The sequence below is a fragment of the Nonomuraea typhae genome (genome assembly GCF_009760925.1).
In the GTDB taxonomy this organism is placed as follows: domain Bacteria; phylum Actinomycetota; class Actinomycetes; order Streptosporangiales; family Streptosporangiaceae; genus Nonomuraea; species Nonomuraea typhae.
In genome coordinates this window covers 15,956-32,433 of the sequence record NZ_VRLV01000006.1, presented here as the reverse complement: position 1 = coordinate 32,433, position 16,478 = coordinate 15,956, and the positions used below count along the sequence as shown (strand labels likewise).

Below are 16,478 nucleotides of genomic sequence, written 5' to 3'. Positions count from 1 at the left end.
GCTGGACTACCCCACCATCTAGGGACGCATGCCGAGGCGCCTGGCCGCGCGCTCGCGCTGCCGCGTGGCCCGCAGCCTGCGCAGTCGTTTGACCAGCATCGGGTCCTGCTCGAGCGCCTCGGGACGGTCGATGAGATCGCCGAGCAGTTGGTAGTAGCGCGTCGCCGAGAACCCGAAGGTCTCCTTGATGGCGTGCTCCTTGGCACCGGCGTGGCGCCACCACTGGCGCTCGAAGGCGAGGAGCTGGAGGTCTCGGTCGTTGAGGGGCTGTCGGGCGGGTTCCTGGGCAGCACTGTCACCGCTTACCGGTGCAGTGTCCATGGTCGTCCTCCTCGGATGGGCGTGCGGCGCTCACGCCGCACACACGCGGCCCGTCGCCATCGTAATGTGCCGAAGCCGGGTGTTCACCGCCGATCGGGAGACGTACAGTCGCCAAGTGTGACCCCAGTCATCACGCTCCTGACCGATTACGGACTCGAGGATGGCTATGTGGCCGCATGTCACGGCGTGATCGCCGGCATCGCGCCGCAGACGCGCATCATCGACGTGTGCCATCTCATCCCGTCCGGCGACGTACGGCGGGGCGCGGCCATCCTCGCGCAGACGATTCCGTACCTCCCCCAGGGGGTGCACATCGGCGCCGTGGACCCGGGCGCCGGCGGGGCCAGACGCGCGGTGGCGGTGAGGGCCGGCGGCAGGGTGTTCATCGGCCCGGACAACGGGCTGCTGTCATGGGCGGTGCACGCCAGCGGCGGCGCCGAGTCGGCCTACGAGATCACCAACGAGGAGCTCTTCCTCCACCCGGTCTCGCCGACCTTCCACGGCCGGGACGTGTACGCGCCGGTGGCCGGGCGGCTGTGCGTGGGCGGCGATCCGGCCGACCTCGGGCCCGCGGTCCCGCTGAACCGCCTGGTCTCGCTGCCGGCGCCGACGTCGGTGCTGCGCGAGGGCGCGGTCGAGGGCGAGGTGGTCTCGGTGGACCGCTACGGCAACACCCAGCTCTCGATCGCCGCGGGTGACCTGGCGGCGCTGGGCGTGCGGGTGGGCGACCGGCTGGGCGTGTGGATGGGGCGGCGGCAGCTGGCCATGCCGTACCGGGAGACCTACACGTCGGTCCCGCCGGGTGAGCTGGTGGCGTTCGCCGATTCGGCGGGGCTGATCGCCATCGCGGTGAACTCGGGCGACGCGGCCCAGCGCCTGGGCCTGCCGCCCGGCGCGCACGTACGGCTCGCGCCCGCACCCTGATTTTTGGACATTACCCCGCGTATCGGTCTGTTTACCGAAGCGTCGGAATGAATCAGCTGGCGCATGCCAGAATGCACGGGCAGTTCGAGCGTCCCCTCCCCCTTCCCCGAGGCCGACGTGTTCCTTCTGTCCGTCGCACTGATGTCCATGATCTCCTTCCCCTGGGGCTCGGCCGAGCCGCCGGTGGACGAGCGCTGGCGCACCTGGCCGGTGCACCGGGTCTTCCCCGGCGCGCTGCCCGGCGACAGCCCGTCCGGCGCCCGGGTGACCTACCTGCTGGCCGGGGTCGCGCCCGAGGCTCCGTGCCGGGTCGCGCTTCAGCCGAGCGCCGCCGCGGCGCTGCCCGGCTGCCTGACCACGCTGCGCGCGACCTACGCCGACAGCACGCAGACGTATGTGGCCACCGTGGGCGTGGCCGTCCTGTCCGGGGCGCCGGGTCCGCTGCCCGCCGCGCTGACCGGGACGCGACCGGCCAGCGTGCGGCCCGTGGCCTTTCCGGACGGCGCGGCCGAGCGGTTCGGCGCGGCCCAATACGTCACCGGGGCGCTGGCCGCCTCCGGCGGGCGGTACGTGGTCCTCGCCGCCGCCGGGTACGCGGACGGCCGGCCGTACCAGCGTGAGAGAAGGACGGAGCCGCGCCTGCGCGCGACCGCCCGGCAACTCGCGACGGCCCTGAACAGGGGGCTCACCCGGTGATCCGGGCCGTGGCCGGGCTGCTGCCGGTGGGCGTCGCGGCGCTGCTGCTGGCCGGGACGCCGCCGGGCGGGTTCGAGAGCGTGTCCGCGCGCAGCGAGGGCCCGGCGGAGGCGCGCTCGCGGGCGGCGCGGGTGTGGCAGGCGGAGGCGCTGCGGCTGCCCGAGGCGTGGAAGGTGAGCACGGGCCGCGGGGTGCTGGTCGCGGTGCTCGACACCGGCGTGGACCCGCGGCACCCGGACCTGGCCGGCGCCGTCGTCGAGGGGCCGGACCTGACCGGCCAGGCCCGCGCCAAGGCCAGGAGCGGCCACCACGGGACCGCCATGGCCAGCCTCATCGCCGGCCGCGGGCACGACGGCGGGCACGGGGTGGTCGGCGTGGCCCCTGACGCGCGGGTGCTGTCGGTGCGGGTGACGCTGGAGAACGACGACCCGATGCGCGCCAGGCAGCAGGCCACCGCGACCGGCCGCGACGCGCTGGCCAGGGGCATCAGGTACGCGGTCGACCGGGGCGCGCAGGTCGTCAGCATGTCGCTCGGCGGCGGCAGCGGCGCCTGGGAGGGTTCGGCGGCCGAGGAGGAGGCGGTGCAGTACGCGATCTCGCGGGGCACGGTGCTGGTGGCCTCCTCGGGCAACGACGGCGACAGCACCAACCGCAAGAACTTCCCCGCCGCCTATCCCGGCGTGATCGCCGTGGGCGCGGTGGACCGGCGGCTGAAGGTGCCGGAGTTCTCCAACCGCCAGGACTACCTGTCGGTGGTCGCGCCGGGCACGCAGATCGTGAGCGCCGACGGTCCCGGCGGGTACGTCGTCGGTGACGGGACCAGCTCCGCGGCGGCCATGGTGGCCGGGATCGCGGCGCTGATCAGGGCCGAGTACCCGGACCTGTCGCCCTACCACGTGCGCACGGCGATCGAGCGCGGCACCAAGCGGCGCCCGGCCGACGGGCACAGCCGCGCCTACGGGCACGGGGTGGCCGACGCGCTGCTGGCCCTGCGTGAGGCGGCGCGGCTGGCCAGGCCGCCGGCCTCGCGGGCCGAGCGGGTGGACGGCTACTTCGGCGGCGGGCCGCTGCCGGACGCGCCGGGTTCGCGGGTGGCGGTGGTACTGGCGATGATCGTGCTGACGCTGGCGATGTCGGCGCGGGTGATCGTGCTGCACTTCAGGGAGCGGAGGCATTCTCCCTAGCAAGCGCTTGTGTGATACTCGCCGGTATGACCCTTGCGATCGACGGCTGGTTCGCCGTCCGCGACGACGGCGCCCGCCTCATCGGCACCCGCTGCGCCGGATGCGGCACGGTCAGCTTCCCGCCCCAGCGGGGCTTCTGCCGCAATCCGCACTGCTCGTCCGAGACGCAGGAGGAGACCGACCTGCCCCGCCGCGGCACCGTCTGGTCCTACACCAACGCCTGCTACGCCCCGCCGCCGCCCTTCGCCGCGGCCGAGCCGTACACGCCCGTGACCCTCGCCGCCGTCGAGCTGGCCGAGGCCGGGATCATCGTGCTCGGCCAGGTCAAGGACCTCACCGTGGACGACCTGGCCGTCGGCATGGAGCTGGAGCTCACCTGCGGCCCGCTCGCCGACGGGCCGCTGGTGTGGATGTGGGGCGCGGCGCGATGACCGCCGTGATCATCGGCGCGGGCATGCACCCGTGGGGCAAATGGGGCCGCCCCTTCACCGAGTACGGCGTGGCCGCCGCGCGCGCCGCCCTGGCCGACGCCGGAGTCGCCTGGAGCGAGATCGACTACGTCGTCGGCGCCAACACGATCAGGAACGGCTACCCGGGCTTCATCGCCGGCTCCACCTTTGCCCAGGCGCTCGGCTGGACCGGCGCCAGGATCGCCTCCTGCTACGCCGCGTGCGCCTCCGGGGCGCAGGCCCTCGACCTGGCACGGACCAGGATCCTGGCCGGACTCAGCGACCTGGCGCTGGTCGTCGGGGCCGACGCGGCGCCCAAGGGCTTCTTCGCACCGGTCGGCGGCGACCGCCCCGACGACCCCGACTGGCTGCGCTTCCGGCTGCTCGGCGCCACCAACCCCGCCTACTTCGCGTTGTACGCCCGCCGCCGGATGGCCTTGTACGGCTCGACCCCTGCCGACTTCGCCGCGGTCAAGGTGAAGAACGCCGCCTCCGGCGCCCTCAACCCCAACGCCCGCTACCGCAAGCCCGTCACCGCCGAGGAGGTGCTGGCCTCGCCCATGGTGGCCGACCCGCTGCGCCTCATGGACATCTGCGCCACCTCCGACGGCGGCGCCGCGGTGGTCCTGGCCTCGGCCGACGTCGCCCGCCGCCGCGGGATCGACGCTCCGGTACGGCTGGCCGCCGTCTCGACCGTCACGCCGGTCTTCCCCAACACCACGCTGGAACTGCCCGGTTTCGCGACCGACTCCTCTCTCGCCGTCCCGCCGCCGGAGCGCCCGTTCCGCGCGGCGATCGCCCACGCGGCCTATGAGGAAGCCGGGCTCGGCCCAGAGGACCTGTCGCTGGCCGAGGTCTACGACCTGTCCACGGCGCTGGAACTGGACTGGATGGAGGACATCGGCCTGTGCCCGCCCGGCGAGGCGGAGAAGCTGCTGCGCGCCGGAGGCGGGCGGGTCCGGGTGAACCCCTCCGGCGGACTCGCATCCTTCGGCGAGGCCATCCCCGCCCAGGCCATCGCGCAGGTGTGCGAGCTGACCTGGCAGCTCAGAGGCGTCGCGGGCGCGCGTCAGGTCCCGGGCGCCCGCGCCGGGCTGGCCGTCAACCAGGGCCTGTTCGGCCACGGCTCCGCGGTCGTCGCCACGACATGACGAAGCCCCTCGCGGCCGGCCGCGAGGGGCTTCGCCCGGGCGCTAGGAGATGTGCACCACGTCGTGGCTCTCCGCGAAGTGGCACGCGCTCTCGTGCGCGGTGCCCGGTCTGATCTGCAGCAGCGGCTCCTCCTCCGCGCAGATCTCCTGGGCCTTCCAGCACCGGGTGCGGAAGCGGCAGCCCGACGGCGGGTTGGCCGGCGAGGGCGGGTCACCCTGCAGGATGATCCGCTCACGCAGCTCGCGTCCCTCGGGGTCCGGCACCGGAACCGCCGACAGCAGGGCCTGCGTGTACGGATGCGCGGGCTTGTCGTAGATCTCGGTGTCCTTGCCGAGCTCCACCAGCTTGCCCAGATACATCACGCCCACCCGGTCGGAGATGTGGCGCACCACCGACAGGTCGTGGGCGATGAAGATGTAGGCCAGGTTGAACTCGTTCTGCAGCCGCTCCAGCAGGTTGATGACCTGCGCCTGGATCGACACGTCCAGCGCCGAGACCGGCTCGTCGCAGACGATGATCTCCGGCTGCAGCGCCAGGCCCCGCGCGATGCCGATGCGCTGGCGCTGGCCGCCCGAGAACTGGTGCGGGTAGCGGTTGATGTGGTCGGGGTTGAGGCCGACCACCTCCAGCAGCTCCTGCACCTTCTTGCGCCGGTCACCGCGCGGCACGACGTCCGCGTGGATGTCGTACGGCTCGTTGATGATGTCGCCGACGGTCATCCGGGGGTTCAGCGAGGTGTAGGGATCCTGCATCACCATCTGGATGTTGCGCCGCATGCGCTTCAGCTCGGCACCGCGGGCCTGGGCGATCTCCCGGCCGTTGATCTTCACCGAGCCCGACGTCGGCCGCTCCAGCGCCATGAGCACCTTGGCCAGCGTCGACTTGCCACAGCCCGACTCGCCCACGATGCCCAGGGTCTCGCCCTTGCGCAGATCGAAGGAGACGCCGTCCACGGCCTTGATCGCGCCGATCTGCCGCTTGACGACGATGCCCTGAGTCAGCGGGAAGTGCTTGACCAGGTCCCGGACCTGCAGGATCGGCTCACTCGTGGGTTCCATCGAGGACCTCCCTCCAGTAGTGGCAGGCGCTGCTGCGCGTGTGGCTGATCTCGTACAGCGGCGGGACGTCGGAGACGCAGATGTCCTGGCGGTACGGGCAGCGGGGGTTGAACGCGCAGCCTGACGGCATGTCCAGCAGGTTCGGCGGCATGCCCTTGATGGCGTACAGCTCCTGGCCCTTGAGGTCGACCCTGGGGATCGACTCCAGCAGGCCCTTCGTGTACGGGTGGGCCGGCGAACCGTAGATGTCGTGGACCAGGGCGTTCTCCACGATCCGCCCGCCGTACATGACCGCGATCTTGTCCGCGACGTCGGCGACCACGCCGAGGTCGTGGGTGATCAGGATCAGGCCCATGTTGCTCTCACGCTGGAGCTCGGCGAGCAGCTCCATGATCTGGGCCTGGACGGTCACGTCCAGCGCGGTCGTCGGCTCGTCCGCGATCAGCACCTCGGGGTCCAGCGCGATCGACATGGCGATCATGATGCGCTGGCGCATACCGCCCGAGAACTGGTGCGGGTAGTCGTTGACGCGCTGCCTGGCGGCCGGGATGCGGACCCGGTCCATGAGCTCCACGGCCTTGGCCATGGCGTCGCGCTTGCTCATGCCCCGGTGGACCCGGAACATCTCACTGATCTGCCAGCCCACGGTGAAGACCGGGTTCAGCGCGGACAGCGCGTCCTGGAAGACCATGGCGATGCGCTGGCCGCGGACCTGGGACCGGGCCTCGTCGGAGAGCTTGAGCAGGTCGGTGCCGCGGAAGCGGATCTCGCCCGCCGGGATGACCGCCGGCGGCATGTCCAGGATGCCCATGATCGCCTGGGCGGTCACGGACTTGCCGGAACCCGACTCGCCCAGGACGGCGAGGGTCTCGCCGGCGCCGAGCGAGTAGGTCACGCCGTTGACGGCGCGCACGATGCCCGCGCGCGTCCGGAACTCCACGTGCAGGTTGTCGACAGCGAGCAGAGGTTCGTTGCCCAGCCCTCCCTCGGCCGGCAACACCCCTGAGGATGTCTTCTTCACAGGTCCCCCTTACCTGAGCTTCGGGTCGAGCGCGTCGCGTACGGCGTCGCCCAGCATGATGAACGCGAGCACCGTGATGCTCAGGAACACGGCCGGGAAGATCAGCGGCAGCGGTGCGTCCAGGAACCTGTTGCGCGCATCGGAGATCATCAGACCCCACGAGATGTCCGGCGAGGTCACGCCGACACCGAGGAACGACAGCGCCGCCTCGGCCGCGATGAACCCGCCGAGGTTGATCGTCGCGATGACGATGACCGGCGCGAGCGCGTTCGGCAGCAGGTGGCGGGACATGATCCTGATGTGCCCGGCGCCCAGTGCCTTGGCCGCGATCACGAAGTCCTGGTTCTTGGCCGTGATGACCGCGGCTCTCATGATCCGGAAGGTCATCGGCCAGCCCAGGACGGTCAGCGCGATGATGACCAGGGTGATGCTGCTCAACGGGCCGCCGCGGAAGGTGGCCGCGATCAGCAGGGCGCCCAGGATGCTGGGGATGGCGAAGAAGATCTCGGTGATGCGCGAGGAGATCGTGTCGGTGGCGCCGCCGAAGTAGCCGGCGATCATGCCGAAGATCCCGCCGATGAGCATCGTGATCACCGTGGTCGAGATCCCGATGAGCAGTGAGTTCTTGGCGCCGTAGATCGAGCGCGCGTAGGTGTCGCAGCCCAGGTTGTCGCGGCCGAAGATGTGGCCGGGGGTGGGTCCCTGACGGGCCGTCGCCAGCTCACACGTCCGCGGGTCGTTCGGGTCGATGGCCGAGAAGAGCGAGGGCCACAGCGCCATGACGACCAGGACCGCGATGAGGATCAGCGAGATGATGAAGATCGGACGACGGCGCAGGTCGTGCCAGGCGTCGGTCCACAGGCTGGCCGGCTTGCCCTCTTTCTTCGCCGGCGTCCCGGGCGGCGGGGTCCCGACCGTGTTGGGCGGGAGGGGCGGCGCCGGCTGCTGGATGTCACTCATAGCGGATCCTCGGGTCGAGCACTGCGTACATCAGGTCAACGACCAGGTTGGCGACGATGTAGATCAGCACCAGGATGGTGACGATGCCTACGACGACCGGCTGTTCTCGCAGGTAAACGGATTGGAAGAGCTGGTTGCCGATACCCGGGAGGTTGAAGATCGTCTCGGTGATCACCGCGCCGCCCATCAGGTTGCCGAGGTCGGCGCCCAGATAGGTGACGAGCGGGATCAGCGCGTTGCGGAGGCCGTGCCGTCCGACCACCCGTCTTCGGGACAGGCCCTTGGCGGTGGCTGTTCGGATGTAGTCGGCGCGCAGCGTCTCCACCAGGCTCGTCCGCGTCAGGCGGGTGAGGTAGGCGATCGAGGTGCCCGCCAGCACGAAGCCCGGCAGCAGATAACTGCGGAAGCCGCTGGTGATGCCCGCGATGGGGAAGATGTCGACGCCGGTCCACTGCTTCAGTCTCACACCGAGCACCAGTTGCAGCACGAAACCGGTGACCAGAGTCGGAACCGAGATCAGGAGCAGGGTCGAGGCCAGGATCATGGTGTCGGCCGCCCTGCCGCGGCGCAGCGCCGCCCACAGGCCGAGCCCGACGCCGATGACGGCCTCGAAGATCAGCGCGGTCAGCGCCAGGTTCAGCGTCACCTGGAACTTGCCCGCCATGAGCTGGGACACGGGAACATCGGCGAACGTGACACCGAAGTCACCGCGGAACAGGACGCCGCTGATGTAGTACCAGTATTGGAGCAGCAGCGGGTCATTCAGGTGGTATCGCTCGCGAAGGATCGCGACGACGTCGGGGTCCTGCTTCTTCTCACCGGCCAGTGCTGCGATGGGGTCGCCGGGCAACGCGAAGACGATGGCGAAGATGAGAAGGGTGGCCCCCAAGAGGACAGGTATCGCCTGTATAAGGCGCCTGATGATGTAACGGCCCATTTAAGCCTCCCGTACATGCCAAGAAGGCAATCACCTGGGGGTTGGGTTCACCGGCCCAAGTGACTGCCTCCGTGGCTGGCCCTCATAAGGGCGGACGGCCGAGCGTCCGCCCTGGGAACTTCGTCAGGCCTTCTCGACCTCGGACCACTCGACCTGGTTGAGCAGGTTGATCTTGATGTTCTTGACCTTGGTGGAGTAGCCGGAGTTGTTCCGGTAGAAGTACACCGGGATGTACGGCAGTTCCTTGTTCAGGATGTCGTCGGCCTGCTGGTAGAACTTCAGGCCCTCTTCGACGGTCGGCGCCTGGTCACCCTTGGCGAGCAGGTCGTCGAACTCCTTGCTGGCGTAGCCGCCGTAGTTCGAGCCGGTCACGGCGGCGCCGGTGCTGAAGATCGGGGTCAGGTAGTTCTCCGCGGACGGGTAGTCGATCGCCCAGCCCATGCGGAACAGACCCGTGTACTTCTTCGCGTCCAGCTCGTCCAGGATGGCCTGGAACTTCTCGAAGGGCCGCGGCGTCACCTCGACGCCGAGGTTGGCGCGGAGGTTGTTGGCGACGGCCTCGATCCACTCCTTGTGGCCACCGTCGGCGTTGTAACCGAGCTCGATCTTCTTCGGCCCGCCGGCGGACTCGTAGAGCTTCTTGGCCTCGGCCGGGTTGTAGGCGCAGGCCGCGCAGGCGCCCTGGCGGTAACCGTCGATGGCCGGGTTGATGAAGTCGTCAGCAGGGGCGCGGGTGCCGGAGAAGACCGTCTCGGCGATCGTCTTCCGGTCGATGGCCATCGAGATGGCCTTGCGCACGTCCGGGTTCTTGTACTCGGGGTTGTACTTCAGCGGGACGCCGATGTAGCCGATACCCGCGTCAGGCTGGTCCTGGTAGCGCTCGCCCAGGGCGGTCTTGGCGGTGGCGATCGCCGACGGCGGCAGGGAGTCGTGGATGTCCAGGTTCTCGGCCTGCAGGTCGTTGAACGAGGTCTCCGCGCTGGTGTACAGCTTGAACTGGAGCTTCGTCCAGCCCTTCGGCTTGGTGCCGGGGTACTTGTCGTACACCGACATCTCGATGGTCTGGTCGGTGCCCTTCTTGTAGGGCTTGTCCATCTTGAACAGGCCCTGGCCGATCGGCTTCTCGCCGTACTCCTGGGTCACCTTGCCGTCGGGGCCGAAGGCGGCCTTGGGCAGCGGGTAGAACGCGGTGTACCCGAGCAGGGTCTTGAACTGCGAGAACGACGCCGAGAGCGTGACCTTCAGCGTCGTGTCGTCGACGGCCTCCAGGCCCTTCATGCCCTTGGCGGAGACCGGCTTGCCCTCACCGGGGTTGAGGTCGGCGAAGCCGTCCACGCGGGCGAAGAAGTAACCGGCGGACTGGGCGTTCTCCTGGTTGGCGGCGTAGTTCCAGGCGTCCACGTAGTTCTGCGCGATCAGCGGCTCGCCGTTGTGCCAGGTGTAGCCCGGCTTGAGCTTGATCGTCCAGACCTTCTGGTCGGTCGACTCGATCGACGCGGCGGCGGCCTCGACGGCCTTCTTGTTCTCGTCGTAGTTGACGAGAGGCTCGAACAGCGCCGCGAGGGTCTCGGAGCCCTCGGACTCGGTCGTGTTCGTCGGAACCAGGAGCTCCTGAGGCTCACCGAGTTCCATACGGACCGGCGTGTCGCTGCCGCCGCCTGTTGCAGTGTTGCCACCTGTAGTGGCACCGCCGCCACACGCGGCAACCGCGAGGGCGAGCAGCGCGGTACCGGCGACGATCTGTGCGCCCTTAGTAACACGCATTATGAGAACTTTCCTCCCTCTCAGGTGGGCGTTAGCGCTGAGCTGCGATGATCCAGAGCAGCCTGACGGGGGTTGCTGGTAATCCCCCGGGTTTGGCTGACATGGTCAAACCAGCCTCCGCCCTGCCAGTCGATCGCGACTATCCCTCACTACTTGCCACCAGGGAGTCTCTGGCGCGTTGCAGTTCGGTCACACGTGCGCCTATCCAACGTCACAGACATTTCTCTCAAGACTCGCAAGTGATTACAAAGCGCGCACAATACGACACGGTGGGACGTGAACAGTTGAGTAAAAATACCCCTACAACTGGTGTGGGGAAGCCGTCTACTTGGGGAGATCTCCCGGCGGCCTTCGCGTTGGTCCTGTCCTGAGCTGATTTGGGAACCCAACGGGCGGTGAATCCCGTCCAACTGACCGCGGCGAACTGCCGTGACAGGCACCCCATCGACGTGAATCCAATAGAGTCCATGCCATGAGCCAGCCGGAATCCGCGGTCGCGGACGCCCAGGCGGGCGGCCTAGGCACACAGGAGCCGCTGGCCGCGCTCGCCAAGAGATACGGGCTTCGCCGTGCCATCGCACGGCCGAGGTTCCACGTCTACCTGCGCCAGCTCTGGGAGCGGCGGCACTTCATGATGACGTACGCGACCTCGCGCAACGTCTCGAAGTACTCCAGCTCGGCCCTCGGCCAGCTGTGGCAGGTCCTGACGCCGCTGCTCAACGCCGCGATCTACTTCGTCATGTTCGGCCTCATCCTCGGCGGCGCCCACGGGATCAAGAACTACCCGGTCTTCCTTCTCACCGGGATGTTCGTCTTCACCTACACGCAGCGATCGGTGACCGCGGGAGCCAAGTCCATCTCGGGCAACCTCTCGCTCATCCGGGCACTCCACTTCCCGCGTGCCGCCTTGCCCCTGGCGTACACGATCCAGGAGCTGCAGCAGCTGGCCATCTCCATGGGCGTGCTCCTGCTCATCGTGGTCTGGAGCGAGCCGCCCACCCTGCTGTGGCTGCTCATCCCCGTCGTGCTGGCCCTGCAGTCGCTCTTCAACGTGGGCGCGAGCCTCGTGATGGCCAGGGTCGGCTCGAACATGCGCGACATGAACCAGCTCCTGCCGTTCATCATGCGCACCTGGCTCTACGCCTCGGGCGTCTTCTTCTCCATCCAGGACAAGGTCGTGGGCGGTGCCGAGCTTCCCCAATGGGTCGCCAACGTCATGTACCTCAACCCCGCCGCCTCCTACATCGAGGTCATGCGAGACATCCTGATGCCCGGAGACCACAACCCGCCTCCGTTCGCTATGGCAGGCTGCGTATTCTGGGCGGTGTTCGCACTCGGTTTCGGCTTCTGGTACTTCTGGCGAGCCGAGGAGAGGTACGGGCGTGGCTGAGCTGATGGAGGAGTTGTCACAGGTGAAGGGCGAGGAGCCCGGCGTCGCCACGAGCAAGGACGTCAGGGTGCACCCCACCCCGGAGCCCACCGGCCACAAGCCCGTGGACGCCCCGACGGGCACGCCGACCGTGGTCGTGGACGACCTCCACATCGTCTACCGCGTCTTCAGCGCCACCTCCGACCACGAGAAGGGCAACGCGGTCACGGCGCTGGTCCGCATGCTCAAGCGGCAGGGCCGTCCCCAGATGAAGGAGGTCCACGCCGTCAAGGGCGTCTCCTTCGTGGCCTACCACGGCGACGCCATCGGCATCGTCGGCCGCAACGGCTCCGGCAAGTCGACGCTGCTGCGCGCCATCGCCGGCCTCCTGCCGCCGCACTCCGGCGCGGTGTTCACCGACGGCCAGCCGTCCCTGCTGGGCGTGAACGCGGCCCTGATGCGCGAGCTGACCGGCGAACGCAACATCGTCCTCGGCTGCTACGCCATGGGCATGACGCCCGCCGAGGTCAAGGAGAAGTACCAAGAAATCGTCGACTTCTCCGGCATCGATGAGTTCGTCCAGCTGCCGATGTCCACCTATTCCTCGGGCATGGGCGCCCGCCTGCGCTTCGCCATCTCCAGCGCCAAGACCCACGACGTGCTCCTCATCGACGAGGCCCTGGCCACCGGCGACCGCGAATTCCGCAAGAAAAGCCAGGAACGCATCAAGCAGATCCGCGAATCCGCCGGAACCGTCTTCCTCGTCTCCCACGACCACAAGGTCATCGAGGAAACCTGCAACCGGGTCATCTGGCTGCACAAGGGCAAAATCAAGATGGACGGCGACCCCAAGGAAGTGATGACGGCCTACAACAAGGGCTGATCTCCGATAAAGATGGGATCGACCGACCCCGTCCACCCGGAGGTAACCCATGTCCGCCCGGCCGCCCATCCCCTACGACTTCCTGCCGCAGGTCCCCGCCCTCACCGTCGAGAGCAACGACGTCCGCGACGGTGAGCGCCTGCCCGAGGCCCAGGTGTTCAACGACTGGGGCATGACCGGTGGCAACCTCTCCCCCCACCTGCGCTGGTCAGGGGCCCCCGAGGGCACCCGTAGCTACGCCGTCACCTGCTATGACCCCGACGCCCCCACCGGGAGCGGATTCTGGCACTGGCTGCTGTTCGACATCCCGGCCGACGTCACCGAACTCCCCACGGGCGCCGGAACCGCCGACACGAAGGCCGGCGTCCACGCCCGCAACGACTTCGCCACCAAGGAGTACGGCGGCGCCGCCCCGCCCCCCGGCTACCCGCACCGCTACCTCTTCGCCGTGCACGCCCTGAGCGTCGACTCCCTGGGCCTGGACCCGGACTCCCCGGCGGCGGTGGTGGGCTTCACCATCACGGCCAACACACTGGCCCGCGGCTACATCGCACCTGTGTACGAAACCTGAGTGTCACCGGCCCCAAATCGCTGACGCGGCCTCACGGGTTCCGATAGGATTCGAACGTTAATTCGATCCCTTGAGGACACGTGATGGAATGGGGGCGCGCGATGCGAGAGCTGTCGACCGCGATTGACCACCTGGCCATCGAGGACCCTGCCGAGATCCCCAGAGCCCAGCTGGCCGAGCAACTCATCGAACTCCACTGGCAAATGGCCCGCCTCCAGGCCCAGATAGCCCGCCGTACCGCCGTCCGCCTTCCCTGAAGCGCGTGTCTCCAGTACCCCGCTCGGGCAGCCTTTGAGCTCCCACCGGAGCGGTGGCCACCCGGCAGGAGGCGGCTGAACCGCCCGGGCCGGCCGTCCCGATGACGCCGGCCCGGCCCGGCAGCAGCACACGCAGAGCCCCTGTCACCCCCCGCCTCGCGGCGGCCCCTGATACCCCGGGTGCACCCCCGCCGTTAGCCCCTGGTGCACGGCAACCGCCTCCAGCAGCGTGGTGAGCTGCGCCCGCTGCTCGGAGTCAAGGGCGGCCAGGAGCTCGTCCTCATGAGCCGCGCCAAGCTCCCAGACGGCGGCCATGACCCGCGCCCCCTCCTCGGTCAGGTGCAACGCGTAATTGCGCCGGTCAGCAGGGTTGCGCCGGCGTTCGACGAGTCCTTTGCCCTCCAGGGCGTCCAGGAGGGCGACGACCCGGCTGGGTACGACGCCCAGTTCCTCCGCGAGGGACTGCTGGCTGCGGCCGGGGTTGGTGAGGATCATGCGCAGGACCCCGATGTCCGAAGGGGCCACCCCCAGCACGGCCACGCGTTCGGCGAACCGGCGGGCGGCGTGCGCCCCGATCTGGGCCAGCAGGAATGCCGGGCGTGGCTGGATGGACGGCATGACCGACACCATAGCGCGAGAGGTGAATAGTTCTGTGCTATAAACGATTCACCATAGAGAAGGGTTCGCGTCATGCACACCGAAAGGCTCATCCGTTTCCAGCACCCCGAGAAGGTGCTCGGCTACCTCGGCCCCCTCGACGAGCACCGCCTCGGCCCCCTGTTCGGCGTGCCCGCCGAGACATTCGCCGGCATGCGCCGCCAGTTCGCCGAGCACGCGCGTTCCATCGCCGAGGACCTGCTCACCGGCCCCGCCTTCGCGGCGGCCGTGGACCGGCTGCCCTTCCAGCCCGGGCAGCGGGTCGTCGCCGTCGGGGAGAGCACCACGGCCGACCTGGTGTCCTGGTTCGAGATCCTGCGTCACCTCCTGGACCTGCGCCGGCCCGGTGACGCCATCACGCTGGTCAACCTGGCCGTCTCCGGGCAGAGCACCAGCGAGGCGCTGGCCGCGCTGCCCGCCCTCGCCTTCCAGCGGCCCGACTGGGTGCTGTGCATGCTGGGCGGCAACGACGCCGTCCGCGTCGGCGGCACCGGCGCCACCCGCGTCAGCCTGGCCGAGACCGAACGCAACCTGCGCCTGCTGCGCCAGGCGGTCCCGGACGCCGCGTGGCTCTGGGTGGCCCCCACGCAGGCCGACGAACCCAGGGTCGCCGCCTACCAGCCCTTCCAGCGGGCCAGGCTGGCCTGGAGCAACGACGACCTGAGCGCGATCGGCCGCGTGCTGGCCGCGCTGCCCGAGCCGGTGGCCGCCCTGGAAACACCCGTCCACGAGGAGGACGGGCTGCACCTCTCGCCCGCCGGACAGCGCGCCCTGGCCGAGGCCGTCGTGGCGAGGCTGTCGTGAAGTGGTGTCGCCCCCCGGGACCCGGCAGGGCATCCTGTCCGGCCACGAAGCGGCCATCTCGGCCCCCTGCTCCCGGACCCTAGGGATCGTCACTACCGGCCCGTAGAGCCCCGGGGATCCCCCGGGTCGGCGGACGCTCGCGCGCGCGGTTGTGATGTGACCAGTCAGATCCGGATATCGGGAGCGCGGCGGAGGGGGGATACGCCGCCCGCCGGGCGCTACGCCGCTCCGCCCGGGGCGAGGTCTGCGCTCGGCGTCAGTGTTCCGTGGACGACCGCGCCGTAGGCGATGACCGTGCGAACCCTCAGGTCGCCGGTCAGGACGACGAGGTCGGCGTCCTTGCCGGGCTTGATGCTCCCGGTCTGTTCCCCCAGCCCGAGCATGCGCGCCGGCGTGGTGGCGGCGGCGATGGCGGCTTGGGTGATGGGGATTCCGACGCAGTGCACGGCGTGCCGGAGCGCGCGGTCCATGGTGAGGGTGCTGCCCGCGTTGGTGATCCCGTCGAGCAGCGTGACTTTGCCGTCGCGGGCGAGTACGGGCAACGGGCCCAGGTTGAACCGCCCGTCGTTCACCCCTGCCGCCGGGGTGGCGTCGGTGACCAGCGCGATGCGTTCGGCGCCGGCGGCGGCGAACGCGAGGCGTGTGGTTGCGGTGTGCAGGTGGACACCGTCGTTGATGAGTTCGCAGGTGACGTTGTCGTGGGTGAGGGCGGCGCCGGCCGGGCCCGGTTCCCGATGGTGGAACGGTCGCATGGCGTTGAACAGGTGGGTGGCCATGCTGGCGCCGGCCTCGAACGCCTGGTGTGCTTCGTCGTAGCTGGCGTCGGTGTGCCCTACCGCCACGACCGCGCCGGAGGCGACGACCTCGCGCACGAGGTCCATCCCGCCGTCCAGTTCGGGGGCGAGGGTGACGGTGCGGACCGCGCCGTCGCCGCTGGCGAGCAGGTGCCGCAACGCGTTGACGTCCGGAGCGAGGACGTAGTCGTTGTGATGGGCGCCCCGGTGGTTCGGGTTGAGGAACGGCCCTTCGAGGTGAATTCCGGCGATCGAGCGGTGCAGCGGGTCGGGTGAGCGCATGAGGGCGGCCACCGTGCGGGCCGCGGCCGCCATCTCCTCGACCGGTGAGGTGACGAGGCTGGCCAGTGTCCGGGTGGTTCCGTGACGGCGGTGAAAGGCGATCGCGCGCAGGATCTCCTGTGGATCCTGCGTGGTGACCTGAGCGCCGTCGCCGCCGTGCATGTGCAGATCCACGAACCCGGGCAGCACGTAGTCCGATCCGAGGTCATGAACCTCGGCGTCGGCCGACCGGGGCGGCTCCCCTTCTCCCGCAGCCAGGATCCGGTGACCGTCCAGAGCGACCCAGCCGGGATCCAGCAGCCGCTCGGGGGTCACTACTCGGGCGTTGGCGAGGATCATGACCATCAGGCTCCCCTTCTGGGCGGGTGCGTCGCCCAAGTGATCAGCATGTATTA

The 16,478-nt window shown here is 69.4% G+C and carries 18 protein-coding genes; 10 read left to right on the top strand and 8 right to left on the bottom strand.

The window, feature by feature from the left end:
* Positions 1-18: 18 nt before the first annotated feature.
* Positions 19-321: a DUF3263 domain-containing protein gene (locus tag FVE25_RS22920; protein WP_157249098.1), complete on the bottom strand. Its 303-nt coding sequence runs from the start codon at positions 319-321 to the stop codon at positions 19-21.
* 117 nt (positions 322-438) lie between these two features.
* On the opposite strand from FVE25_RS22920, the gene FVE25_RS22915 reads away from it, so the two are divergent.
* From FVE25_RS22915 to FVE25_RS22895, 5 genes are all read left to right on the top strand, one after another.
* Entirely contained in the window at positions 439-1,245 is an 807-nt protein-coding gene (locus FVE25_RS22915) for an SAM hydrolase/SAM-dependent halogenase family protein (protein ID WP_246267321.1), read from the top strand.
* 63 nt (positions 1,246-1,308) lie between these two features.
* Positions 1,309-1,941, top strand: a complete 633-nt coding sequence (locus FVE25_RS22910) for a hypothetical protein (RefSeq protein WP_157249096.1) — start codon at positions 1,309-1,311, stop codon at positions 1,939-1,941.
* A complete protein-coding gene (locus FVE25_RS22905; RefSeq protein WP_157249095.1) occupies positions 1,938-3,125 on the top strand; it encodes a S8 family serine peptidase in 1,188 nt (395 codons plus the stop codon). The genes FVE25_RS22910 and FVE25_RS22905 overlap by 4 nt, the downstream gene beginning before the upstream one ends.
* Before the next feature lie 26 nt (positions 3,126-3,151).
* Entirely contained in the window at positions 3,152-3,556 is a 405-nt protein-coding gene (locus FVE25_RS22900; RefSeq protein ID WP_157249094.1) for a Zn-ribbon domain-containing OB-fold protein, read from the top strand.
* Complete coding sequence (locus tag FVE25_RS22895) at positions 3,553-4,725, top strand: lipid-transfer protein (protein WP_157249093.1); 1,173 nt, start codon at positions 3,553-3,555, stop codon at positions 4,723-4,725. Before FVE25_RS22900 ends, FVE25_RS22895 begins: the two co-directional genes overlap by 4 nt.
* 42 nt (positions 4,726-4,767) lie before the next feature.
* On the opposite strand, the gene FVE25_RS22890 is transcribed toward FVE25_RS22895, so the two are convergent.
* The 5 genes from FVE25_RS22890 to FVE25_RS22870 form a co-directional block, all read right to left on the bottom strand.
* Positions 4,768-5,784 (bottom strand): ABC transporter ATP-binding protein, encoded by a 1,017-nt coding sequence (locus FVE25_RS22890; RefSeq protein ID WP_157249092.1) that lies wholly within the window; start codon positions 5,782-5,784, stop codon positions 4,768-4,770.
* Complete coding sequence (locus tag FVE25_RS22885; protein WP_157249091.1) at positions 5,768-6,805, bottom strand: ABC transporter ATP-binding protein; 1,038 nt, start codon at positions 6,803-6,805, stop codon at positions 5,768-5,770. Before FVE25_RS22885 ends, FVE25_RS22890 begins: the two co-directional genes overlap by 17 nt.
* Before the next feature lie 9 nt (positions 6,806-6,814).
* A complete protein-coding gene (locus tag FVE25_RS22880) occupies positions 6,815-7,765 on the bottom strand; it encodes an ABC transporter permease (protein ID WP_157249090.1) in 951 nt (316 codons plus the stop codon).
* Positions 7,758-8,702, bottom strand: coding sequence for an ABC transporter permease (locus FVE25_RS22875; RefSeq protein WP_157249089.1), 945 nt, complete (start codon positions 8,700-8,702; stop codon positions 7,758-7,760). The genes FVE25_RS22880 and FVE25_RS22875 overlap by 8 nt, the downstream gene beginning before the upstream one ends.
* Positions 8,703-8,825: 123 nt before the next feature.
* Complete coding sequence (locus FVE25_RS22870; protein WP_157249088.1) at positions 8,826-10,334, bottom strand: peptide ABC transporter substrate-binding protein; 1,509 nt, start codon at positions 10,332-10,334, stop codon at positions 8,826-8,828.
* A gap of 604 nt (positions 10,335-10,938) precedes the next feature.
* Between FVE25_RS22870 and FVE25_RS22865 the strand changes: the two genes are divergently transcribed.
* The 4 genes from FVE25_RS22865 (at position 10,939) to FVE25_RS53925 (ending at position 13,546) form a co-directional block, all read left to right on the top strand.
* Positions 10,939-11,856, top strand: coding sequence for an ABC transporter permease (locus FVE25_RS22865; RefSeq protein WP_157249087.1), 918 nt, complete (start codon positions 10,939-10,941; stop codon positions 11,854-11,856).
* Positions 11,849-12,718, top strand: coding sequence for an ABC transporter ATP-binding protein (locus FVE25_RS22860; RefSeq protein WP_246267320.1), 870 nt, complete (start codon positions 11,849-11,851; stop codon positions 12,716-12,718). The genes FVE25_RS22865 and FVE25_RS22860 overlap by 8 nt, the downstream gene beginning before the upstream one ends.
* Positions 12,719-12,767: 49 nt before the next feature.
* The gene (locus FVE25_RS22855; protein WP_157249086.1) at positions 12,768-13,289 is read left to right on the top strand and encodes a YbhB/YbcL family Raf kinase inhibitor-like protein; all 522 of its coding nucleotides are present in this window, start codon (positions 12,768-12,770) and stop codon (positions 13,287-13,289) included.
* 83 nt (positions 13,290-13,372) lie between these two features.
* Positions 13,373-13,546: a hypothetical protein gene (locus FVE25_RS53925; protein WP_181019681.1), complete on the top strand. Its 174-nt coding sequence runs from the start codon at positions 13,373-13,375 to the stop codon at positions 13,544-13,546.
* 144 nt (positions 13,547-13,690) lie between these two features.
* Here FVE25_RS53925 and FVE25_RS22850 read toward each other — a convergent pair whose 3' ends face one another.
* The gene (locus FVE25_RS22850; protein WP_246267318.1) at positions 13,691-14,164 is read right to left on the bottom strand and encodes a MarR family winged helix-turn-helix transcriptional regulator; all 474 of its coding nucleotides are present in this window, start codon (positions 14,162-14,164) and stop codon (positions 13,691-13,693) included.
* Positions 14,165-14,236: 72 nt separating this feature from the next.
* On the opposite strand from FVE25_RS22850, the gene FVE25_RS22845 reads away from it, so the two are divergent.
* Positions 14,237-15,007: an SGNH/GDSL hydrolase family protein gene (locus tag FVE25_RS22845; RefSeq protein WP_157249084.1), complete on the top strand. Its 771-nt coding sequence runs from the start codon at positions 14,237-14,239 to the stop codon at positions 15,005-15,007.
* 218 nt (positions 15,008-15,225) lie between these two features.
* Here FVE25_RS22845 and nagA read toward each other — a convergent pair whose 3' ends face one another.
* Positions 15,226-16,461 (bottom strand): N-acetylglucosamine-6-phosphate deacetylase, encoded by a 1,236-nt coding sequence (gene nagA, locus FVE25_RS22840; protein WP_246267316.1) that lies wholly within the window; start codon positions 16,459-16,461, stop codon positions 15,226-15,228.
* Positions 16,462-16,478 lie beyond the last annotated feature (17 nt).